22 protein-coding genes and 1 pseudogene are annotated in these 21,376 nt (G+C 45.5%); 17 read left to right on the top strand and 6 right to left on the bottom strand.

From position 1 onward, the window contains the following. The first annotated feature begins 274 nt into the window (after positions 1-274). The 4 genes from nrdD (at position 275) to HYN51_RS02095 (ending at position 3,766) form a co-directional block, all read left to right on the top strand. Positions 275-2,434, top strand: a complete 2,160-nt coding sequence (gene nrdD, locus HYN51_RS02110; RefSeq protein ID WP_108901327.1) for an anaerobic ribonucleoside-triphosphate reductase — start codon at positions 275-277, stop codon at positions 2,432-2,434. A 130-nt stretch (positions 2,435-2,564) separates the two neighbouring features. Next, positions 2,565-3,029 (top strand): anaerobic ribonucleoside-triphosphate reductase-activating protein, encoded by a 465-nt coding sequence (gene nrdG / locus HYN51_RS02105; RefSeq protein WP_108901326.1) that lies wholly within the window; start codon positions 2,565-2,567, stop codon positions 3,027-3,029. Between the two features lie 209 nt (positions 3,030-3,238). Then, the gene (locus HYN51_RS02100; protein ID WP_108901325.1) at positions 3,239-3,496 is read left to right on the top strand and encodes a type II toxin-antitoxin system RelB/DinJ family antitoxin; all 258 of its coding nucleotides are present in this window, start codon (positions 3,239-3,241) and stop codon (positions 3,494-3,496) included. A gap of 3 nt (positions 3,497-3,499) precedes the next feature. Beyond that, positions 3,500-3,766, top strand: coding sequence for a type II toxin-antitoxin system RelE/ParE family toxin (locus tag HYN51_RS02095; RefSeq protein WP_108901324.1), 267 nt, complete (start codon positions 3,500-3,502; stop codon positions 3,764-3,766). Here the strand turns inward: HYN51_RS02095 and HYN51_RS02090 are convergent, their stop codons facing one another. Beyond that, positions 3,767-4,216, bottom strand: coding sequence for a YhbP family protein (locus tag HYN51_RS02090; RefSeq protein ID WP_108902126.1), 450 nt, complete (start codon positions 4,214-4,216; stop codon positions 3,767-3,769). A gap of 146 nt (positions 4,217-4,362) precedes the next feature. Between HYN51_RS02090 and HYN51_RS02085 the strand changes: the two genes are divergently transcribed. Then, on the top strand, positions 4,363-4,674 hold the full coding sequence (locus HYN51_RS02085; protein ID WP_230514007.1) for a GIY-YIG nuclease family protein: 312 nt from the start codon (positions 4,363-4,365) through the stop codon (positions 4,672-4,674). Here the strand turns inward: HYN51_RS02085 and HYN51_RS02080 are convergent. Both HYN51_RS02080 and ubiT read right to left on the bottom strand, forming a co-directional pair. Next, positions 4,671-5,174, bottom strand: a complete 504-nt coding sequence (locus HYN51_RS02080; protein ID WP_108901322.1) for a GNAT family N-acetyltransferase — start codon at positions 5,172-5,174, stop codon at positions 4,671-4,673. The genes HYN51_RS02085 and HYN51_RS02080 overlap by 4 nt on opposite strands. Further along, the gene (gene ubiT, locus HYN51_RS02075; protein ID WP_108901321.1) at positions 5,168-5,689 is read right to left on the bottom strand and encodes a ubiquinone anaerobic biosynthesis accessory factor UbiT; all 522 of its coding nucleotides are present in this window, start codon (positions 5,687-5,689) and stop codon (positions 5,168-5,170) included. Before ubiT ends, HYN51_RS02080 begins: the two co-directional genes overlap by 7 nt. A 310-nt stretch (positions 5,690-5,999) precedes the next feature. On the opposite strand from ubiT, the gene ubiU reads away from it, so the two are divergent. The 12 genes and pseudogenes from ubiU to HYN51_RS02015 all read left to right on the top strand — a co-directional run bounded on the left by ubiU (position 6,000) and on the right by HYN51_RS02015 (position 18,749). Beyond that, positions 6,000-6,995, top strand: a complete 996-nt coding sequence (gene ubiU, locus HYN51_RS02070) for a ubiquinone anaerobic biosynthesis protein UbiU (RefSeq protein ID WP_108901320.1) — start codon at positions 6,000-6,002, stop codon at positions 6,993-6,995. 12 nt (positions 6,996-7,007) lie between these two features. Beyond that, positions 7,008-7,889 (top strand): U32 family peptidase, encoded by an 882-nt coding sequence (locus HYN51_RS02065; protein WP_108901319.1) that lies wholly within the window; start codon positions 7,008-7,010, stop codon positions 7,887-7,889. Between the two features lie 401 nt (positions 7,890-8,290). Then, positions 8,291-9,142, top strand: coding sequence for an ergot alkaloid biosynthesis protein (locus HYN51_RS02060; RefSeq protein WP_108901318.1), 852 nt, complete (start codon positions 8,291-8,293; stop codon positions 9,140-9,142). Between the two features lie 205 nt (positions 9,143-9,347). Further along, positions 9,348-9,893 (top strand): metal-dependent hydrolase, encoded by a 546-nt coding sequence (locus tag HYN51_RS02055; protein WP_108901317.1) that lies wholly within the window; start codon positions 9,348-9,350, stop codon positions 9,891-9,893. A 405-nt stretch (positions 9,894-10,298) separates the two neighbouring features. Continuing rightward, positions 10,299-11,186, top strand: a complete 888-nt coding sequence (gene cyoA / locus HYN51_RS02050; protein WP_108901316.1) for a ubiquinol oxidase subunit II — start codon at positions 10,299-10,301, stop codon at positions 11,184-11,186. A 3-nt stretch (positions 11,187-11,189) separates the two neighbouring features. Beyond that, positions 11,190-13,183, top strand: a pseudogene (cyoB, locus tag HYN51_RS02045) (cytochrome o ubiquinol oxidase subunit I). Then, positions 13,173-13,793 carry a cytochrome o ubiquinol oxidase subunit III gene (locus HYN51_RS02040; protein ID WP_108901315.1) on the top strand — a complete coding sequence of 207 codons (621 nt, stop codon included), beginning with the start codon at positions 13,173-13,175 and terminating at the stop codon, positions 13,791-13,793. The pseudogene cyoB and the gene HYN51_RS02040 overlap by 11 nt, the downstream one beginning before the upstream one ends. Beyond that, positions 13,794-14,126 carry a cytochrome o ubiquinol oxidase subunit IV gene (locus HYN51_RS02035; protein WP_108901314.1) on the top strand — a complete coding sequence of 111 codons (333 nt, stop codon included), beginning with the start codon at positions 13,794-13,796 and terminating at the stop codon, positions 14,124-14,126. Between the two features lie 11 nt (positions 14,127-14,137). Beyond that, entirely contained in the window at positions 14,138-15,031 is an 894-nt protein-coding gene (gene cyoE, locus HYN51_RS02030; RefSeq protein WP_108901313.1) for a heme o synthase, read from the top strand. 237 nt (positions 15,032-15,268) lie between these two features. Beyond that, on the top strand, positions 15,269-16,648 hold the full coding sequence (locus HYN51_RS02025) for an MFS transporter (RefSeq protein WP_108901312.1): 1,380 nt from the start codon (positions 15,269-15,271) through the stop codon (positions 16,646-16,648). 48 nt (positions 16,649-16,696) lie between these two features. Further along, positions 16,697-17,707 carry a luciferase-like monooxygenase gene (locus HYN51_RS02020; RefSeq protein ID WP_108901311.1) on the top strand — a complete coding sequence of 337 codons (1,011 nt, stop codon included), beginning with the start codon at positions 16,697-16,699 and terminating at the stop codon, positions 17,705-17,707. A gap of 82 nt (positions 17,708-17,789) precedes the next feature. Continuing rightward, a complete protein-coding gene (locus HYN51_RS02015) occupies positions 17,790-18,749 on the top strand; it encodes a D-2-hydroxyacid dehydrogenase (RefSeq protein ID WP_230514006.1) in 960 nt (319 codons plus the stop codon). A 55-nt stretch (positions 18,750-18,804) separates the two neighbouring features. On the opposite strand, the gene yedF is transcribed toward HYN51_RS02015, so the two are convergent. From yedF to HYN51_RS02000, 3 genes are all read right to left on the bottom strand, one after another. Next, positions 18,805-19,050, bottom strand: coding sequence for a sulfurtransferase-like selenium metabolism protein YedF (gene yedF, locus HYN51_RS02010; protein ID WP_108901310.1), 246 nt, complete (start codon positions 19,048-19,050; stop codon positions 18,805-18,807). Continuing rightward, positions 19,047-20,270 (bottom strand): selenium metabolism membrane protein YedE/FdhT, encoded by a 1,224-nt coding sequence (gene yedE / locus HYN51_RS02005; protein WP_108901309.1) that lies wholly within the window; start codon positions 20,268-20,270, stop codon positions 19,047-19,049. Before yedE ends, yedF begins: the two co-directional genes overlap by 4 nt. Positions 20,271-20,567: 297 nt before the next feature. Then, entirely contained in the window at positions 20,568-21,326 is a 759-nt protein-coding gene (locus HYN51_RS02000; protein WP_108901308.1) for a hypothetical protein, read from the bottom strand. Positions 21,327-21,376: the final 50 nt, after the last annotated feature.

Here is a 21,376-nt window from a genome sequence, read left to right as displayed (position 1 = left end):
TGAAATTAATAACAATACATTTGATGAAAAAACACGCTTTCCCCGACTGTTTTTGCATGAAGAATGAGCAAGTAATCAATTCCTTGTTCTTCGTCAAATAAACCGGCTTTCATTTATGCCAGATACAATATATAGTGCACTCAATTCCCAGCACACCTATATATAGTAATTTATCCACATTCCATCCACAAGAACAGCCTCTCCGAGGAGGGTATTTCTTGTGGATAACTACGAATAAAGAAGACTAAACAGTCAGCTAGTGAAGGAGTCAATAGTGAAACCAGTTGTGATTAAACGTGATGGATGCAAAGTGCCTTTTGATGAAGTACGAATCAAGGAAGCGATTGTACGTGCAGCCACCGCCGCCAATATCTATGACGACGACTATTGTGCTGACGTAGCAAAAACAGTTTCGAAGCAAATGGAAGGCCGAACCGCTGTTGATATCAATGAGATCCAGCAAGCCGTAGAAAACCAGTTGATGAGCGGTAACTACAAGACGCTGGCTCGCACCTACATCGAATACCGCCACGACCGTGACATTTCACGGGAGAAGCGCGGTCGCCTGAACCAAGAGATTCAAGGTCTGGTTGAGCAAAGTGATATTGCCCTGCTCAATGAGAATGCCAATAAAGATAGCAAAGTCATTCCAACCCAACGCGATCTGTTAGCGGGTATCGTGGCTAAACACTATGCCAAACAGCATCTGCTACCGCGTGATATTGTCATGGCCCATGAGCGTGGTGAAATCCACTATCACGATTTGGATTACTCCCCATTCTTCCCAATGTTTAACTGTATGCTTATCGATCTGAAAGGCATGTTAACCAACGGGTTTAAAATGGGTAATGCGGAGATTGAGCCGCCAAAATCCATTTCTACCGCTACGGCTGTAACGGCTCAAATCATTGCTCAAGTCGCCAGCCATATTTATGGTGGCACCACCATCAACCGAATTGATGAAGTTCTCGCGCCGTTCGTTACAGAAAGCTATAACAAACATAAAGAAGTCGCTCTGGAATGGAACATCGCTAATGCGGAAGAGTATGCTCAGTCCAGAACGGAAAAAGAGTGCTACGATGCTTTCCAGTCGCTGGAATATGAGGTGAATACCCTTCATACCGCCAATGGTCAAACGCCATTTGTTACCTTCGGTTTTGGACTGGGCACCAGTTGGCAATCACGAATGATTCAACAATCTATTCTGAAAAACCGCATTGCCGGATTAGGTAAAAACCATAAAACTGCCGTGTTCCCTAAACTGGTATTTGCGATTAAAGACGGGATTAACCATAGATTCGGTGACGATAACTACGATATTAAGCAATTAGCATTGGAATGCGCTTCTAAGCGCATGTATCCAGATATTCTTAATTACGATCAGGTCGTAAAAGTCACCGGTTCATTTAAAACGCCAATGGGTTGCCGTAGCTTCTTGGGCGTTTATGAAGAGAACGGCGAGCAAATCCACGATGGTCGTAACAACATTGGCGTTATCAGCCTTAACCTGCCGCGCATTGCGCTGGAAGCGCGTGGCGACGAGGCTCGCTTCTGGCAGATCCTGGAGCAGCGTCTGGCGCTGGCTAAACGTGCTCTGATGACCCGCATTGAACGTCTTGACGGTATTAAAGCGCGCGTTGCCCCAATTTTGTATATGGAAGGTGCCTGTGGTGTACGTTTGAAGGCGGATGACAACATCTCTGAGATCTTTAAAAACGGCCGCGCATCTATCTCATTAGGTTATATAGGTATTCACGAAACGGTAAACGCACTGTTTGGTAATCAGGTACACCCTTATGACAGCCAGCAGTTGCGTGATAAAGGTGTCGAGATTGTCCAGCGCCTAAAAGTAGCGACTGAAGAGTGGAAAAAAGAGACCGGTTACGGTTTCAGCCTGTACAGCACGCCAAGTGAAAACCTGTGCAGCCGCTTCTGCCGTTTAGATACTGCTGAGTTTGGCGTTCTTGAAGATGTGACCGATAAAGGTTACTACACCAACAGCTTCCACCTAGACGTTGAGAAAAAAGTTAACCCGTATGACAAACTGGACTTTGAAGCCCCTTACCCGCCATTGGCTAACGGTGGTTTCATTTGTTACGGCGAATATCCCAACATTCAACATAACCTGAAAGCCTTAGAAGACGTATGGGACTATAGCTACAGCCGTGTTCCTTATTATGGTACTAACACGCCAATTGATGAATGCTACGAGTGTGGTTTCTCCGGCGAGTTTGAGTGCACCAGCAAAGGCTTTACCTGTCCGAAATGCGGCAATCACGACTCATCAAAAGTGTCGGTAACTCGTCGCGTATGTGGCTATTTAGGTAGCCCGGATGCCCGCCCGTTTAACACCGGCAAACAGGAAGAAGTAAAGCGCCGCGTGAAACATTTAGGCAATGGACAATTGGACCAAAGTGAGAGTCCAGCCTGTTAATAAAAACGCCGCTTTAATCTGACAAGCAATAGAACCCGATAGCTTATCAGGCTCTGCTGTAAGGTAACCAGCAGTCAACTGAGAAGTTAACCCCTCAGTTGACTGCTTTCCGGATATAGATATTTAAACTATGAATTTCCATCAGTACTATCCCGTCGATATCGTTAACGGCCCTGGCACTCGCTGTACGCTGTTTGTCTCTGGCTGTGTTCATCAATGCCCCGGTTGCTATAATAAAAGCACTTGGAGTTTGAACTCGGGCGTACGGTTTACCGCAGAGATGGAAGATCGCATTATTGCCGATCTCAACGACACTCGGATCTCCCGTCAAGGCCTTAGCCTATCTGGTGGCGATCCACTACATCCACAGAATGTTCCCGATATACTCAAGCTGGTAAAACGCATACGGCAAGAGTGCCCGGGAAAGGATATCTGGCTTTGGACTGGATATTTATTGTCTGAACTCACCGCTGAACAACAACAGGTGGTCGATTTAATCAATGTTCTGATCGACGGAAAATTCGTCAAAGAATTAGCCGATCCATCATTGGTGTGGCGCGGTAGCAGTAACCAGATCGTACATAAATTGCGATAAATATCGCATTGTTCTGCTTATCTATCATTCAGTATGGCAATTAGATTTCGATACACTCCGCAATCTGTAAGCTTTCATGCTCGATCCGACTTTTATTAACCTCCATTAAGCGTAATCTCCCCCACCAAGAGTATTTTCCTCTATTGACCTGAGCACTCATTGTGGACACAATGAGCCCATAAAAATCAGATGCCAATAAGGGGAATACCATGAATGATACAATCGTAAAAGCGCGAGTTTCACCAGAAATAAAGGCGGCAGCAATGGCAAATGCAAAAACACTGGGGTTAGATTTATCTACCGTCATCCGACTGGTAGTCAGACAGTTAGCGGCAACGGGAAAAATACCAGAAGGTTTAATTAGCCCCAATAAAGAAACTCTTCAGGCAATTAAAGAGTTTGAACTGGGTATTGGAGTACACCGTGCTAACTCGGTAGATGAACTGAAAAAAGATCTGGGATGGTGAGTAATGCTAACGATTGTTTATCAGAATCGATTTAAAAAAGACGCTAAACACTATGTAAATAATAGAAATGCGCAAAGGATCATCCTGAATACAATCGCCATGCTACAAACAGGCCAACCGCTACCAGCTGGCTACCGGGAGCATAAGTTATCCGGTAGCTATGTTGGCTATCTAGAATGTCATGGATCTCCAGACATTCTATTGATTTATCAACGTACTGATTCAGAATTGAGACTATATCGGGTTGGCAGCCATTCCGCGCTGTTTTAACTATTCAGACTCACTGCGCTGCCAGAAAAACTTTTTACCAAATCCAAGTTTATTGTCAGTCATTTTGATTTCATCAAGACTCAACCGCCACAGAGGCGCACTGGTTAATTTAGCAATGGGGAAATGCTGAATATATTTTTCCCTTGCTCTTTGCTCATCTTCGCCGGTTAACAAGTGAAGCTGACCGGTATATTGAATACCCTGAATTAAAGCAATATTTCTTGTCTGCGCGGAGATCGTTCCGGCTACCTGAGGGTTAGCCAGTGCCTGCTTACCGTGTCGGGTATGGGACTCAGACATAATAATTAACCCCATATCTTCCATATCAAACAGATAAAAGCAGCTTGCACACCACAGGTCACCAGAATTTGTGGTACATAAGCTGACAACATGGTTTCTTTTCAGATAGCGGCAAATGGCGTTCAGACTATATTTAGGGTCAGTGGTCATCAGATTCATATCCCGCTATAAAAATAGAATTCTGCGACCAAACTAACACAAAGGCTAACCTCAAGCATCAGGGAAGACTTGCGCTGTTTTCAAACCATAAAATTGATAAGATGCATTTCGATTTAGCAACTGAGAATGGAACAGACGTGAAACAAAGCGGCTCCTTGGCGGAAAAAAATGACTGGTATCTGTATATCTTACGTACCGCAGATAATCGCCTGTACACTGGAATCACGACCAGTATTGAACGCCGTTTCAAGCAACACCAATCCGGCAACGGTGCCAAGGCATTAAGAAATGCTGGAGAACTGACATTGGTTTATCAGATTAAAACCGCCGGGCACTCTGAAGCGCTAAAGCTGGAATACCGCGTGAAGCAACTAACTAAAGCCAAAAAAGAAAAGCTGGTCAACGACCAGCCTTCAATCGAACAGTTAACCGCGTTGTTAAATCACTAAAAACGGTCAAACGGTGCGGAGTACTCTACCAATCCAGAAATACCCTGCAAAGACTCTTCAGCCAGAGGATAAATCTGGAAAGCTGAAGCGGTATCTGGCCATTTGCAGTGCAAGCCATACTCTGCTGAGGTTTTGAAACCTAAAGCGCCGTAATAGGCTGGATCTCCCAACACCGCAACGGCGGCATAGCCAAACTCATTAAGCGCATCCAAACCTTCGTAAACCAATGCCTTGCCTAAACCTTTTCCACGGTATTTCTCAGCCACGGCTAACGGCGCTAAACCAACCCACTGGCGATCTTCACCATTAACCATTACCGGGCTAAATGCCGCATAACCAATCACACCGCCGTAATCATCAGTAGCAACAATACCTAGCGTTATCAGGCCATCTTCACGCAGATGATTGACCAGTTCGGCTTCAGCATCACTGGAAAATGCCTTACGCAACAGCTTATTAATCCCTGCCGCATCAACGGGTATTTCAACACGAATTAACACGATGCCGGTGCGCGCGAATGTGCTTCACCGCCCTCTTTTAGACCCGCTTCAACAAAATCAGCCAGTTGTTGTAACCCAATGCGTAGAGGAGTAGGCATATTTTCCAGTTCAATCGAATCCATCAAATTTTTCACATACAGGCCCAGTTCGGTATCACCTTCTATCACCAAACGACGTTGGAAAAATAGTGTATCCGGATCTTGTTTACGAGCAGCGATCAGAATCAGATCGTTAGCATCACCGCTAAAACTGACATCTTCCTGCTGATTATCACTCACTAACAATATGCCTTCACGCACGGTAACAAACCAAAGCAGGCCCAGATCGCGAACTTCTACTTTCAACCAGCGTTGTTCAAGAAAGTCGAGATCACCTTCAACCAATGCATGACGAAACTGCCAGCCCAGCAACTGTTGCAAAACCTGCTTCTGCAATGCAAACGGGGTTAACTTTATCGGTAGACGTAGAAGGGAAGGCCCCTGCCGAACCAAACGTGCTCTCAGTTGTTCAAACACTCGCTGACTCCTGCAAAAAAATAATTACGCTATTTTGCCACAATGAGACACGAGATCATCGAGTCAGGTCAAAAAAATTGTCAAATTATCTCCTGCTAAATACCTTAACCTCAGAATGAAAATATCTTTCCCTGCGCTCCCTATACTTTGGAACATTATAATTAACTGACCAATCAGCAATAAGCTGCCTCAAATCAAAAATCGTTATCAGAAGGTTAACTACAATCAGCCAACAGATTTAGGTGACGACTTCAATAGGCTATTAAACGCCTCGCTTTAATAACCTTCTTACTTTGTGCAGGACGATAAGATGGAACTGCTGTGCCCTGCCGGTAATTTACCGGCGTTGAAAGCAGCCGTAGATAACGGCGCTGATGCCGTCTATATTGGCTTTAAAGATGATACTAATGCCCGTCATTTCGCCGGACTGAACTTTACCGATAAAAAACTTGAGGAAGCGGTAAGTTATGTTCATCGCCATCGGCGCAAACTGCATATTGCCATCAATACCTTCGCCCATCCCGACGGTTATAGCCGCTGGCAACGAGCGGTAGATCTGGCTGCGAATATTGGTGCCGATGCCCTAATTTTGGCAGATATCGCCATGCTGGAATATGCGTCTGAACGTTACCCTCATCTTGAACGTCACGTCTCGGTTCAGGCTTCCGCCACCAATGAAGAAGCCATTCGTTTTTACCAACGAAATTTCGATGTAGCACGGGTCGTTTTGCCCCGAGTGCTTTCCATGCATCAGGTTAAACAGTTGGCCCGTACTAGCCCCGTGCCGCTGGAGGTTTTCGCCTTTGGCAGCCTATGTATTATGGCTGAAGGTCGCTGTTATCTTTCATCTTATCTCACGGGTGAATCCCCTAACACCGTAGGTGCCTGTTCCCCAGCCCGTTTCGTTCGCTGGCAACAAACGCCCCAGGGTTTAGAATCCCGTCTAAATGATGTGCTGATCGACCGCTATAAAGAAGGGGAAAACGCTGGTTACCCTACGCTGTGTAAAGGCCGCTATCAGGTCGGCGATGAGATGTATCATGCGTTGGAAGAACCAACCAGTTTAAATACTCTGGAGCTACTCCCCGATCTATTGGCCGCCAATATTGCTTCAGTAAAAATTGAAGGGCGTCAGCGCAGCCCGGCTTATGTCAGTCAGGTAGCAAAAGTTTGGCGTCAGGCTATCGATCGCTGTCTGGCAGATCCACAGAACTTCAGCGTAGAAAAATCTTGGATGGACACCCTGGGTTCTATGTCCGAGGGTACCCAAACAACCCTAGGTGCTTATCACCGTAAATGGCAATAATAGGAGGCAACAATGAAATATTCTCTGGGGCCTCTGCTCTATTACTGGCCTAAAAACCAAACCGAAGCGTTCTACCATGCAGCAATGGAAAGCAGCGCGGATATTATCTATTTAGGCGAGTCTGTTTGCAGTAAACGTCGTGAAATGAAGGTTAATGACTGGCTGGATCTGGCTAAAACGCTGGCGCAGTCAGGTAAGCAAGTCGTGTTATCCACACTGGCGCTTATTCAGGCACCGTCTGAATTAACCGAGCTAAAACGCTATATCGAAAATGGTGAGTTTCTGATTGAGGCTAACGATCTTGGAGCCGTCAACATGGCTGCCGAGTATGGATTACCCTACGTCGCTGGCCCTGCACTCAACTGTTATAACGCCTATACCCTACGTTCACTGCTCAAACAGGGAATGATTCGTTGGTGTATGCCGGTGGAACTCTCTCGTGATTGGCTATTCAATTTGCTGAACCAATGCGAAGAATTGGGTATTCGCCGTCAATTTGAAGTTGAGGTTTTCAGCTACGGTCATCTGCCTTTGGCCTATTCTGCCCGTTGCTTTACCGCGCGTTCAGAAAACCGACCGAAAGATGAATGTGAGACTTGCTGTATTAACTACCCAACAGGCCGCAACGTTATCTCTCAGGAAAACCAGCAGGTGTTTGTGCTAAACGGCATTCAGACGCAAAGTGGCTATTGCTATAACCTTGGCAACAATTTGAAAGAGATGAATGGACTAGTCGATATCGTTCGCCTATCACCACAGGGCCACGATACGCTAGAGCTTATTACCCAGTTTCGCAATAACGGGCAGGGTCAGTCGCCGCTGCAACTGCAAAATCATACTGACTGTAATGGGTACTGGAAACGCATTGCCGGGCTAGAGCTGATGGAAGACTAAGATCCAACAGCACTCGCGCTGGCCCGTAAAGTGTTTGATGACAACCCATAGGAAAGGTAGGCCGACACTCTCCAGAATTGAGTACAGGCGGTTTACCGACCGCTCTCAGTGCCAACTTAAACACCGTGTCTTGACGGTCGGAATCTTCATTGATGTCGATTTGTTAAGTTTGCCGATATCCTGAAAGTAATATTCGTTACTCTACAGTCGAATAACCCCTAATACAGACATAATCGACACAAATCTTAACGTATATATCCCCCTATAATGGGGCTACAGAGTCGATCTTTCCTGTTTTTCTGCTATGTTCAAATTAGCGCTGGCTTCGTGCCTACTCACCATTCCGATACTTTACTAGGCCAATCACTGGCAATAAGTTCAGGTTACAGAGAGCGTTCATCATGACTGACCCTACCATTCTTATTACCGGCGGAACGGGTAAGACCGGCCGGCGTATCGCAGCACAGTTAAAAGATGCAGGACATTCTTGCGTCATTGCTTCACGTTCTGGTTCATCAATTTACGGGCATCAGGCGGTACGCTTTGACTGGAGCAACAGACTTAACCATGCTGATGTTTTACTGGGTATTGATGCGGTTTATCTGGTGGCACCGCCTAATGTGGCTGAACCGCTAACCGCAATGCGACCCTTTATTGACCTTGCCCTTAAACAGGGTATCCGACGTTTTGTATTACTCAGCGCCTCCCTATTGGAAGAAGGAGGCCCAATGGTTGGAACGGTGCACAGCTATCTGAAACAAAATACGCCTGAATGGGCCGTTTTGCGTCCAACCTGGTTTATGCAGAACTTTTCAGAGGAGTATCATATGTCCTCCATTCTGGATGAAAGCCGTATCTATTCCGCCACCTTTGATGGGCGAGTTCCATTTGTGGATACCAGCGATATTGCTGCCGTTGCCTGTTCTGCGCTGCTACGCCATGATTCATTAAACCGGGATGTAGTTATTACCGGCCCTAAAGCGCTTTCTTATTGTGATGTGGCAAAAATTATCAGTTCGGCAATCGGGCTGAAGATAGACCATATCAAACTAACAGAAGGCGGCCTGACCAAACGTTTTGTCGCTCAGGGAATGAATGAAAATTACGCACGCGCATTAGCTTCGCTGGATACCATGATTGCCGGAGGCGCAGAAACGCGACTAACCAATGAAGTTGAGCTGCTTACGGGCAGAACACCGAAAAACCTAGAAACCTTTGCCAGAGAAATGCGTAAGGTCTGGCTGTCAGATTAATACGCTATCAATCATCAGCCTGACTAACGGCACTACCTTTTCTGTGCGCCAATAAGAAATCGATTTATTGCGAATGTGCTACACAACGCATAAAAACACACGCAGAAAATCAAATCACTTCATCTCTGCTTCACATAAGGTATTTATTCTGAGCCTCATAACCTCAGTTACCTATGCTTGTAACAAGTTTTTTCAGGATGTTGATATGCCGACGATTGTCACCCATGCCGCCGTCCCTATCTGTTTGGGTATCGGATTAGGATCGCGTAAAATTCCACCGGCGTTACTTATGACCGGTATTGCCTTCTCAATGATTCCCGATCTGGATGTACTCGCCTTTAAATTTGGTATCGCCTACGCTAATGCTTTTGGCCATCGGGGTTTTACCCACTCTCTGCTGTTTGCTTTTACTCTGCCGACTCTTGCGCTGTTATTCAAAAATGTTTTTAAGGTTGGCTACCGACGAATTTGGGGGTTTCTAACCGTTTCGCTGTTATCTCACAGCGTACTGGATTCCCTCACAACCGGGGGAATGGGCGTCGGTTGGTTATGGCCTTGGTCAGAAGAGCGTTTTTTTGCACCGATTCAGGTGATCAAGGTTGCACCATTCCAACTGACACAGTACCTGAAGCCTAATGGCATTGCGGTTATTCAGTCAGAACTAGGGTGGGTTTGGCTACCGGGCGTCGTCATAATGTTAGCGCTAATAGCGCTAAGAAGAATAAATAACCATTCAACAGTATCCTCATAGATATAAACTATCTATTTGATAGTGTTTACTTTCAATCTAAGATAATGCGCTTTATGGTGAAGGATATCGCGATCCACCAGCCATATCTATTTTTAACAAATTTAACACGTTAGGTATAACCTTTTAGTCTGTAATACAAAAAACTGCAATAAATAATATTTAACGATTTTTGATAGAAAATAGATCAAATCACCTCTTTAAAACAGGGTTTTATTCCTAATTAATTAGAAAAATCCACATCATTCGCTCAATTGGGCCACAACAAACTCATATCATTTGATGACAACGATTTAATGATATTTACATATTTGTAACTTTTCCATAAAATTGCCGCACACCCAGAACCTATTTTTATCGGTTCTCAATACCACAAAGCGCTTATGTACTTTGTCATGAGGTCGTTCAATGAGACTCAAACAATGCAATAAGTTTTCTAAAGTGTTAATGCTCGGCCTCGTAGCTTTGCTGCTCACCGGCTGTGATATGGCGCTGATGAATCCTAAAGGCCAGATCGGGATGGAACAAAAATCCCTGATCATCACGGCTACCCTTCTGATGCTGATCGTTGTAATTCCCGTTATCATTATGACTTTTCTATTTGCATGGAAATATCGCGAATCAAACAAAGAGGCTAAATATACGCCTAACTGGAGCCATTCAAATAAAATTGAAATGGTCGTTTGGGGTATTCCTTGCGTCATCATCTTGGTATTGGGGACGTTAACGTGGAAAAGTACCCATGCACTTGACCCGAGTCAGGCGATTCCAAGTGAAGCCCAAACGATTACCATTGAAGCGGTCTCCATGGATTGGAAATGGTTATTTATCTATCCTGATCTCGGTATTGCCTCGGTTAACCAACTCTCTTTCCCAGAGAACGTACCGGTAAAATTTAAAATTACTTCCGATACCGTCATGAACTCTTTCTTTATTCCTCGTCTGGGTAGCCAGATTTACGCCATGGGCGGCATGCAAAATATCCTGCATCTGGTCGCGAATGAAAAAGGCGTTTATCCGGGCATGTCAGCTAACTATAGCGGTAAAGGATTCTCCGGAATGAAGTTCAACGCTATTGTTACTTCTCAGGAAGACTTTGATAAATGGGTTGAAAAAGTTAAACAATCCCCGAATCAACTTCAATGGGAAGATTACAATCAACTTGCTAAACCAAGCGAAAACAATGCTGTTGAGTATTTTTCAACGGTTAAGTCTGGTTTGTATCTCGATATTATTAATAAATATATGAAAATGGATACCAGCAAGCACTCACATCATTCTGGAGGCGAGGAATAAACGATGTTAGGAAAATTAACACTTGAAGCGATTCCTTACCATGAGCCGATTATTATGGGTGCCGTTGGCCTCATCGTTATTGGTGGGATAGCCCTGCTCGCTCTGATTACTTGGGCAGGTAAATGGAAATGGTTGTGGAACGAATGGCTCACTAGCGTGGACCATAAAAAATTGGTGTCATGTATATTCTGGTAGCGATGGTCATGTTGCTGCGTGGCTTTGCCGATGCCATTATGATGCGAACCCAGTTAGCCGTGGCTGCGGCCACCAGTGGGGAAGGTTTCCTCCCCCCGCATCACTATGACCAAATCTTTACCGCTCACGGCGTGATCATGATCTTCTTCATGGCGATGCCGTTCGTTATTGGTTTGATGAACATTGTGGTTCCGCTGCAAATCGGTGCCCGCGACGTGGCATTCCCATTCCTGAACTCCCTGAGTTTCTGGCTGTTCGTGGCTGGTGTGGTGTTAATTAACATCTCTCTTGGCGTGGGTGAATTTGCACAAACCGGCTGGCTGGCTTATCCGCCGCTCTCGGGTAAGGTCTATAATCCGGGGGTCGGGGTCGACTACTGGATATGGAGTCTACAGATATCCGGGGTCGGTACGTTACTTACCGGGGTTAACTTCTTTGCGACCATTCTAAAAATGCGCGCTCCTGGCATGAAGATGATGCAGATGCCGGTTTTCACTTGGACTGCGCTGTGTGCCAACATACTGATTATTGCGGCGTTCCCGATTCTGACCGCCACCATCGCTATGCTCACCCTTGACCGGTATCTGGATTTCCACTTCTTCACCAATGACCTCGGTGGTAACCAGATGATGTACGTCAACCTGATCTGGGCTTGGGGTCACCCGGAAGTCTATATTCTGATTCTGCCTTGCTTTGGTATCTTCTCTGAAGTAGTGGCAACCTTCAGTAAAAAACGACTGTTCGGTTATACTTCTCTGGTATGGGCAACAGTCGCTATTACCCTGCTCTCCTTTATCGTTTGGTTGCACCACTTCTTTACTATGGGTGCAGGTGCCAATGTGAATGCCTTCTTTGGTATTGCCACCATGATTATCTCCATACCGACCGGTGTGAAGATCTTCAACTGGCTGTTTACCATGTATCAGGGCCGTATTAAGTTCTCCACCCCCATCCTGTGGACCTTGGGCTTCTTGGTGACCTTTACCGTAGGAGGTATGACCGGCGTTCTGCTGGCGGTACCGGGTGCCAACATGGTTCTACACAATAGCCTGTTCCTGATTGCTCACTTCCATAACGTTATTATTGGTGGTGTGGTGTTTGGCTGTCTGGCTGGCTTTAACTACTGGTTCCCGAAAGCCTTTGGTTTCAAACTGAACGAAACTTTAGGGAAATACGCCTTCTGGTTCTGGATTATCGGCTTCTTCGTTGCCTTTATGCCGCTGTATATTCTGGGCTTTATGGGTATGACCCGTCGTCTGAACTACAGCCTGCAACCTGAGTGGACGTCACTTCTTGTCGTAGCCGCCTTCGGTGCAGTATTGATTGCTTTGGGTATTGGCTGCCAAATCCTGCAGTTACTGGTTAGTATCAAAGACCGTAAGAAAAACCTAGATGTCACTGGCGATCCATGGGGTGGCCGTACGTTGGAGTGGGCAACCTCCTCTCCTGCACCGTTCTATAACTTCGCGCATCTTCCGGTGATTAAAGGTATTGACGCTTTCTCCGATATGAAAGATGACGGTACTGCCTATAAGCGCCCGGCAAGCTACGAGCCAATTCATATGCCAAGAAATACCGGCACTGGCGTCATCATTGCAGCCTTTAGCGTGGTGTTTGGTTTTGCCATGGTCTGGGAAATCTGGTGGATGGCTATCGTTGGTCTGATCGGTATGGCGGTTGTCTATATTGCTCATACATTCAACGATGATACCGACTACTACGTACCTGTTGAAGAGATTGAAAAAATCGAAAATCAGCGTTTTGAACAATTAAGCCAGGCAGGGGTAAATCATGGCAACTGATACCTTGATCAATTCTCACGCTCACGTTAATGGGCATGAGCACCACGATCACGACAGTGGAGCCAAGACCGTATTCGGTTTTTGGATCTACCTGATGAGCGACTGTATTCTGTTTGCCTCGGTATTTGCCACCTATGCCGTACTGGCTACCGGCATTGCCGATGGTCCATCAGGCAAAGATATTTTTGAACTACCTTATGTTATCGGTGAAACCGCCCTGCTGTTATTAAGTAGTTTTACTTACGGTATGGCTATCATTTCGATGTACAAGGGTAAAAAGAGTCAGGTTATTGGTTGGTTAGCCATCACTTTCCTGTTCGGTCTTGGCTTTATCGGCATGGAAATTAATGAATTCCATCTGCTGATCGGTGAAGGTTATGGCCCATCACGCAGCGCCTTCTTATCAGGATTCTTTACTCTGGTTGGTACGCACGGACTGCACGTTACGCTGGGTCTGATCTGGATGGCCATCATGATGATTCAGGTTGCCAAAAAGGGGTTAACACCGAAAAACAATGCGCGCTTAATGTGCCTTAGCCTGTTCTGGCACTTCTTGGATGTTATCTGGATCTGCGTGTTTACCGTGGTTTATCTGATGGGAGCAATCTAAATGAAACATACCGCTGTAGACGCTTCCGGCGCAAGCCACGGCTCAGTTAAGTCTTATCTTATCGGGTTTGTGCTCTCAGTTATTCTGACGGCAATTCCTTTCTGGATGGTAATGACGGAGGCAGCCACTCCGGCAACGCTTGCCGTGGCTATCTCCCTGTTTGCCGTAGTCCAGATTGTGGTTCATTTGGTCTATTTCTTACATATGAACACAAAATCAGAGGGCGGCTGGAACTTTGTCGCTCTGGTATTCACCGGATTGATAATCGCCATCGTCGTTGTAGGTTCACTATGGATTATGTACAACCTTAATATCAACATGATGGTTCACTAAGAGCGACTCAGATGATTAAGAAATATCTGTTAGTCACCAAACCGGGAATCATCTTTGGCAATATGATTTCAGTCATTGGAGGGTTCCTGCTCGCCTCTCAGGGCAATGTGGACTTCTCCCTGCTGTTTGCCACCATTATCGGCGTTTCTCTGGTGGTAGCATCCGGCTGCGTGTTTAATAACTATATTGACCGAGACATTGATTGCCTAATGGAAAGAACCAAGAACCGGGTTCTGGTTCAGGGGTTAATCTCTCCTGCCATCACTATTCTCTATGCTTGTCTGCTGGGAATGGCTGGCTTTGTCTTGCTCTACGTCTATACCAATTTACTGGCGGTAGAGTTTGCTCTGTTAGGGTTCGTGGTTTATGTGGGGCTATACAGTCTGTATCTGAAACGTAAGTCTGTTTACGGTACTCTAGTAGGAAGTCTGTCTGGTGCCGCTCCGCCGGTTATCGGTTACTGTGCGGTGAGCAATCAGTTTGATACCGGGGCATTAATTCTGCTGGTGATCTTCAGCCTGTGGCAAATGCCTCACTCATACGCTATCGCTATTTTCCGCTATAAAGATTATCTGGCGGCGTCGATTCCGGTTCTACCGGTAAAACGCGGGATTTCCGTGACCAAAAATCACATTACGCTGTATATCATCGGTTTTATTGTGGCGACCCTGATGTTAACCATCAGCGGTTATGCAGGTTATAGCTATCTGTTTGTTGCGGCAGTCGTCGGCTTTGGCTGGTTGATTATGGCTTTAACCGGTTATAAAACGACAGATAACAAAATTTGGGCAAGAAAGCTGTTCATCTTCTCCATTGTGGCGATCACCACGTTAAGTATCATGATGTCGGTAGACTATTCTCAGGTGGCAGCACCGGAGTCTCTGATTACCTTCGTCTGGCCGTAATTACCGTAACATGGCGGCAGCCGCTTGCTTGAGTGTGCTGTCGCTAATCTAATCTTAAATCTTGTCGTTACCTCAATCTTTATCAGAAATATAAAGCAATTCATTCTGCTTACCACTATTCTATTCAACGCTATAATCCAATGGATTAATTAATCAGTAGCAGAATAAAAATAACAACAGGCTGTTCGTTTTCAGTTAGACAATTCCGGCAGTGGACGCGAAGTGATTTGAGGTGATATGAACGATTATGCAATGACTCCGGGAGAACGCCGGGCAACCTTTGGTCTGGGGTTAGTATTCTCCTTGCGTATGCTGGGAATGTTTATGGTACTGCCAGTTCTTACCACTTACGGTATGGCACTGGCCGGAGCGACCAAACCGCTAATTGGCCTTGCCATTGGCATCTACGGCCTGACACAGGCTATTTTCCAGATCCCTTTTGGCCTAATTTCCGATCGAGTTGGCCGTAAGCCTCTGATTGTTGGTGGACTGTTGATTTTTGCTATCGGCAGCATGATTGCTGCTTTGAGTGATTCAATATGGGGCATAATTCTGGGGCGTGCACTACAAGGCTCAGGCGCTATTGCCGCCGCCGTTATGGCTCTGCTTTCTGACCTGACCAGAGAACAAAACCGCACTAAAGCTATGGCGTTTATCGGCGTCAGCTTCGGAATTACTTTTGCCATTGCAATGGTACTGGGCCCCATTGTTACTCATGCTTTCGGCCTTAATACACTGTTCTGGGGCATCGCCATACTGGCACTGGCGGGAATAGTACTAACACTAACCCTGATCCCCAATCCTTCCGGCCATGTGTTAAATCGGGAATCCGGTATGGTAAAAGGCAGTTTTAGTAAAGTGCTCAGAAACGAACGTTTACTGAAACTGAATATTGGCATTCTCTGCCTACATACCTTGCTAATGGCAACCTTCCTCGCGCTACCGGCCGCGATGGAAAACGCTGGTTTTATGCCTGCGGATCACTGGAAGGTTTATCTGGTCACTATGCTGGTTTCTTTTGTCGCAGTTGTGCCCTTCATCATAATTGCGGAAAAAAAACGTAAGATGAAGCAAGTATTTTTAACCTGCGTCGCACTGCTTCTTATTTCAGAGTCTATACTTTTTTCCAGCGGGCAACACCTGTGGACTATTTTTGTCGGTGTTCAGCTATTTTTTATTGCTTTCAATATCATGGAAGCCATCTTACCTTCGCTGATAAGTAAAGAAGCGCCTGCGGGTTATAAAGGGACAGCGATGGGTGTCTATTCGACCAGTCAATTTATTGGTGTGGCTATCGGCGGAAGTTTGGGTGGATGGTTATTTGGCCTTAACGGAACCAGTACCGTATTTATTGGCTGCATTGTACTCTGTGCGTTGTGGTTGATACTCAGCACCACAATGAAGCAACCACCTTACGTCAGTAGCCTGCGTATTGAATTACCTGAAACTGCGTTACAAGACGGTCTGCTAGAAAGCCATCTAAAAATGGTTGCCGGCGTGAATGATGTGGTCATTGTGCCGGAAGAACAGTCTGCCTACGTAAAAATCGATTCGGGTAAAACTAATCGGGCCAAATTGGAACAGCTAATCAGTTCGTATCACTCTCAGTTGGCATAACCCGGCGAGACAATCTATTAAATAATAGCGATAACGGAGATTACCAGCATGTCTAATTCTTCCAGCATACCACTTTCAGTGCTTGATCTTTCACCCATTGTTCAGGGTGGCACTATTCCTCAAGCATTCACTCGCTCAAAAGAGCTGGCCATTCTGGCAGAACGTCTTGGTTATCATCGTTACTGGATGGCCGAACACCATAACATGGCCGGTATTGCCAGTTCAGCGACCTCCGTACTGGTCGGTTATATTGCCGGAGCGACGTCAACCATTCGCGTCGGTGCCGGTGGAGTGATGTTACCTAACCATTCACCGTTGGTGATTGCCGAACAGTTTGGCACCTTAGCATCCCTCTATCCTGACCGTATTGATTTGGGTTTAGGGCGAGCTCCCGGTACCAATCAGGAAACCGCACAAGCCCTGCGCCGTAACGATCATGACGCTTCAGAGAACTTTCCGGCTAATATTGCCGAGTTGAAAAGCTATTTTGACGATGAAAAGCCGACTCAAACCATAAAAGCGATTCCAGGCCAAGGACTACAAGTTCCCGTTTGGCTGTTAGGTTCAAGCTTGTATGGCGCTCAACTGGCTGCGCGCATGGGATTACCTTACGCTTTTGCCTCCCACTTTGCTCCAGAGATGATGCTACAGGCGCTGGAACTATATCGTCGTGAGTTCAAGCCATCCGCCGATCTGAAAAAACCTTACGCCATGGTCTGCGTTAATGCCATTGCAGCTGATACCCGTGCTGAGGCTGAGTATATGTTTACCTCTTTACAACAAAACTTTGTCAATATGCTGCGTGGGACACCGGGCCCATTGCCACATCCGGTAGAAGATATTAATTCAGTAGTGGCCAAACATGAACTCTACAGCGCTAACCATACACTGAGCCTGTCGATTATCGGCGATAAAAATGGTGTGCGTACCGGATTGCAAAACTTGCTAAAAGAGACCAATGCAGATGAGATCATGATTAACGGGCAGATATTCGACCACCCTGCACGTATGCATTCTTTTGAACTCATTGCGGAAATCTCGGTTGATTTATCTAAGTAACGTCAGGAATCGTGGATAGACAACAATAGGAGCAAACACTATTATCACTTTCAATATTAATGGACATTCTGGTATCTGGTAAATGATGAAAATAGTTATCTTAGATGGTCATACGCTTAATCCAGGAGATATCTCTTGGACTGATATTGAACAACTGGGTCAGTTAACGGTTTACGACCGCACTCCCGTAGAACTGATTGTCGAACGAATTGGTGACGCTGACATTGTATTAACCAATAAAACACCGATTAGCCAGCAGACAATTGAACAATGCCATTCGATTAAAATGATTGGTGTATTAGCTACCGGTTATAACATTGTAGATATTAAAGCGGCTCGTCAAAACGATATTCCGGTATGTAATGTGCCAAGTTACAGCACTATGGCAGTTGCTCAGTTAAGCACAGCCCTATTACTGGAACTATGTCACCACGTTGGCGAACACAGCAGCGATGCACGCTCCGGTGGCTGGTCAAACAGTATAGACTTTTGCTACTGGCATTCACCGTTAATAGAACTGATGGGTAAAAAATTAGGTTTGATTGGCTATGGTAGAATTGGGTCGGCCTTTGCCAAAATAGCACTGGCTATGGGCATGGAAGTTCTGGTGTACACCCCGAGCCAGAACAAAAGCATTGAACAACCTAATTTACGCGTCGTTACGTTAGATCATTTGCTCGCGGAGTCGGATGTAATTAGTTTGCACTGCCCGCTGACAGAACAAAACACCGGTCTGATTAATCAGAGTAATATCGCCAAAATGAAAGACGGTGTAATGCTGCTTAACACCTCGCGTGGTGGGTTAATCGTCGAACAAGATCTGGCTGATGCATTGAACAGTGGAAAAGTTGCCGGTGCAGGGTTGGATGTACTGTCCGTCGAACCGCCGTCAGAAAATAACCCGCTGCTTAATGCCCGTAACTGCATTATTACGCCTCATATTGCCTGGGCGCCAAAAGAAGCTCGTCTGCGCCTGATGGAAATTACGGTCAACAACCTGAAGCACTTCATCGCCAGTAAACCACAAAACGTGGTGAATTAAATCCGACGTACTAACGGGGCAATGTGAAACATCATCATTGCCCCGTTGTTTCCGACTATTTTCTGATTAAATAACGAATAGTTGGCCCATCCTGCTGAATATCCAACACCTCATAGCCATGATTTTTGGCATCAAGAGGAATATTGTTGATGGATTGCGGGCAATCACTGATCACTTCCAGTATTTCCCCTGCCTTTAACTGAGGCATCGCTTCTAATGTTGCAACCGCAGGATAAGGGCAAGGCTCACCCACCATATCTAAACGGTAATTCGGAACTATATTTAGATTATCGTGACTCATGCGACGTCCTTACTGGTATCAAGAGAAATGGCGCTTTGGGCATTCTTTTTGGCAAAAAAGTGTTTTTCCCACCACAGCATGACAGCAAAGACTAAAGCTAACAAAATATAGGTAACTAACAGACCACCATAAGGACCAAAAGTATCAAGCAGATTTACCTTGTCATAGTTGGTCGCCAGCGCCGGGGCGATATCGTCCCAATAATAGGCCAGAATAGTTGCACCGATAACGTTACCTATACCTACCCACCAATAATGAACTTGTCCTTCAACGGCACGATACATCCAGCCAGTTTCACAGCCGCCCGCTAATACAATACCGAAACCAAACAGCAAGCCACCCAATACCGCATTTGGCCCAGCCCACATAATTTTTGGATGAGCCCCCATCTGTACATAGCTGAAGATACCAATGGCACTTACCGCCATACCGATAATAATAGCTTTCGCCATATGAGTACGCCCGGTGATCCACAGGTCGCGGAAAGCCGATGTGAAACAGATTTGAGCCCGTTCAATCAGTAAGCCAAACCCCAGACCAAACAGCATCGCAATACCCAGTTTAGGGCTGCTGGTCATCTCCACCATTCCCCAGATAACCATCAACAGGAAAATAATCATACCGATGCGAAAACGACGGCGAGCCTGAGCAGGTTTTTGAGTCAATGGTGATGCAGCACTGACCTTTTGCAATTTGATCGGTATCCGAAATATCGGTAACAAGGTAAAACGAGCGCCGAAGTAAGAGCCCACCGCCGTCGCCAGCGCAAAAAACCAGGCATGCAGTGAAAACTGTGGAATACCGGTAAAGAAAGCAGCCAAATTACAGCCCATCGCTAAACGAGCGCCGAAACCAGCAATAATGCCCCCCAGTACCGCCTGAAAAATACGGACCCGATGTTGTGGTAAACGCAGCTTAATATTATTGGCCCATAGTGCAGCAGCAATACAGCCACCGAACATACCAATAATCATCATGCCATCAATTCGATCCAGCGGTGTTCCTTCAAGACCAATCACTTTGAAATAACCCCATTGTTGAGGATCGGCACCAAATAGCTGAGCAATATGGCCACCCCAGCGGGTAAATTCACCCGTTACCGCCCAAAAAGTACCGGTTAAACCAAAGTAGTAAGTAGAAAGAATACCCGCTGCAATAACCGCAGGGAGAGGGGCCCAGAACTTTATCAGGTACTGGGTTTTAAAATCTTGCCAACGCATAGATTTCTTATCCTTGAAAAAATTATTTTAAATAAATAATTGTTCTCAATAGTGATAAATCAATCTTAATCAGGAACAGTATCAGCACTTGCCAGCCAGAAGGCGACAAACAAGATAAGAATTGATGTATTGCAGTATTAAGTAACGAACAGACGCTGAGCTGTTAGCATCAGAGCCGCGTTATTTTACCCAATAACATGTAAAAAAACTGTGATGTATTTGTGTAATTCAGCAAAGTTTATCGCAATAAAAAACGGCACAAAGGCCGTTTTTTTATTGCGATTGTTACCGTAAAAATTATTTCAGTAACTCAGCTACTTTTGGCGTGAAGTAATCCACATTCAGTAAGTGATCCTGACCCATTAACTGACCGCGACCATACCAGTTGATTCCACCTAACTTCAGGCTCAAACCGTTAATATCAAAATTGAACACATAACCATTTGAACTGGTAAAAGTGAATTGGTTGTTCTGCATCTGTAATAAGTTGAAAGTTAAGCCATTATGAAAATAAGCTTGAACGCGCTCCATATATACTGGCGCTAATAAACCAAACAGACGAGCGATTTCAGTACGGTAAGCTTCAACCGTAAGTTTCTCCGGTAAAATTCGGGCAATCAAAGAAAATATATCAACGTTAGCCAAAGCGACGGCCAACTTAGTGGTTAATGACGCATTGAGACGTTCTTGGTTAATGGCGAACTCTTGCTTGCCATCTTTATTGTCGTCAGATTTATCTGACGTAGGCTCCAAAAATTCAGCAAAATTAGGCGTGATTAAGACGGTTGAAGCAATATACGCTGCACAGGCCGCATCTTGCTCTGGACGACGCTCACCAACAAATAACGAGAATGATTTATCGTTAGAAGTATCAATAACATTGTCTTTTAAGTAGTTAGCTACTTCTTCTGGTGTCTTATCGCCACGAACTAATGCACATAATATATTCATATGGCCATCATGACGTCCACCGCCAAAGGTCGGAGCTGATGCTACAACAGTACTTTGAATAATAGGTAATGCAGGAATAGCTAAAATGTTTTTTTCTATGTTCATGTGTTAATTATCCGTAAATTAAATACAAATTAAACAAAACCTTTCACCTC

The sequence above is a fragment of the Limnobaculum parvum genome, assembly GCF_003096015.2.
Classification (GTDB): Bacteria; Pseudomonadota; Gammaproteobacteria; order Enterobacterales; family Enterobacteriaceae; genus Limnobaculum; species Limnobaculum parvum.
This window is presented reverse-complemented; position numbering and strand designations above follow the sequence as displayed.

What these genes read in the sequence shown, in the direction of transcription:
- nrdG (WP_108901326.1), top strand. Translation starts at nt 2,565, where the DNA reads ATGAATTTCCATCAGTACTATCCCGTCGATATCGTTAACGGCCCTGGC.
- HYN51_RS02100 (WP_108901325.1), top strand. Translation starts at nt 3,239, where the DNA reads ATGAATGATACAATCGTAAAAGCGCGAGTTTCACCAGAAATAAAGGCG.
- HYN51_RS02095 (WP_108901324.1), top strand. Translation starts at nt 3,500, where the DNA reads ATGCTAACGATTGTTTATCAGAATCGATTTAAAAAAGACGCTAAACAC.
- HYN51_RS02090 (WP_108902126.1), bottom strand. Translation starts at nt 4,216, where the DNA reads ATGACCACTGACCCTAAATATAGTCTGAACGCCATTTGCCGCTATCTG.
- ubiU (WP_108901320.1), top strand. Translation starts at nt 6,000, where the DNA reads ATGGAACTGCTGTGCCCTGCCGGTAATTTACCGGCGTTGAAAGCAGCC.
- HYN51_RS02065 (WP_108901319.1), top strand. Translation starts at nt 7,008, where the DNA reads ATGAAATATTCTCTGGGGCCTCTGCTCTATTACTGGCCTAAAAACCAA.
- HYN51_RS02060 (WP_108901318.1), top strand. Translation starts at nt 8,291, where the DNA reads ATGACTGACCCTACCATTCTTATTACCGGCGGAACGGGTAAGACCGGC.
- HYN51_RS02055 (WP_108901317.1), top strand. Translation starts at nt 9,348, where the DNA reads ATGCCGACGATTGTCACCCATGCCGCCGTCCCTATCTGTTTGGGTATC.
- cyoA (WP_108901316.1), top strand. Translation starts at nt 10,299, where the DNA reads ATGAGACTCAAACAATGCAATAAGTTTTCTAAAGTGTTAATGCTCGGC.
- HYN51_RS02040 (WP_108901315.1), top strand. Translation starts at nt 13,173, where the DNA reads ATGGCAACTGATACCTTGATCAATTCTCACGCTCACGTTAATGGGCAT.
- HYN51_RS02035 (WP_108901314.1), top strand. Translation starts at nt 13,794, where the DNA reads ATGAAACATACCGCTGTAGACGCTTCCGGCGCAAGCCACGGCTCAGTT.
- cyoE (WP_108901313.1), top strand. Translation starts at nt 14,138, where the DNA reads ATGATTAAGAAATATCTGTTAGTCACCAAACCGGGAATCATCTTTGGC.
- HYN51_RS02025 (WP_108901312.1), top strand. Translation starts at nt 15,269, where the DNA reads ATGAACGATTATGCAATGACTCCGGGAGAACGCCGGGCAACCTTTGGT.
- HYN51_RS02020 (WP_108901311.1), top strand. Translation starts at nt 16,697, where the DNA reads ATGTCTAATTCTTCCAGCATACCACTTTCAGTGCTTGATCTTTCACCC.
- HYN51_RS02015 (WP_230514006.1), top strand. Translation starts at nt 17,790, where the DNA reads ATGATGAAAATAGTTATCTTAGATGGTCATACGCTTAATCCAGGAGAT.
- yedF (WP_108901310.1), bottom strand. Translation starts at nt 19,050, where the DNA reads ATGAGTCACGATAATCTAAATATAGTTCCGAATTACCGTTTAGATATG.
- yedE (WP_108901309.1), bottom strand. Translation starts at nt 20,270, where the DNA reads ATGCGTTGGCAAGATTTTAAAACCCAGTACCTGATAAAGTTCTGGGCC.
- HYN51_RS02000 (WP_108901308.1), bottom strand. Translation starts at nt 21,326, where the DNA reads ATGAACATAGAAAAAAACATTTTAGCTATTCCTGCATTACCTATTATT.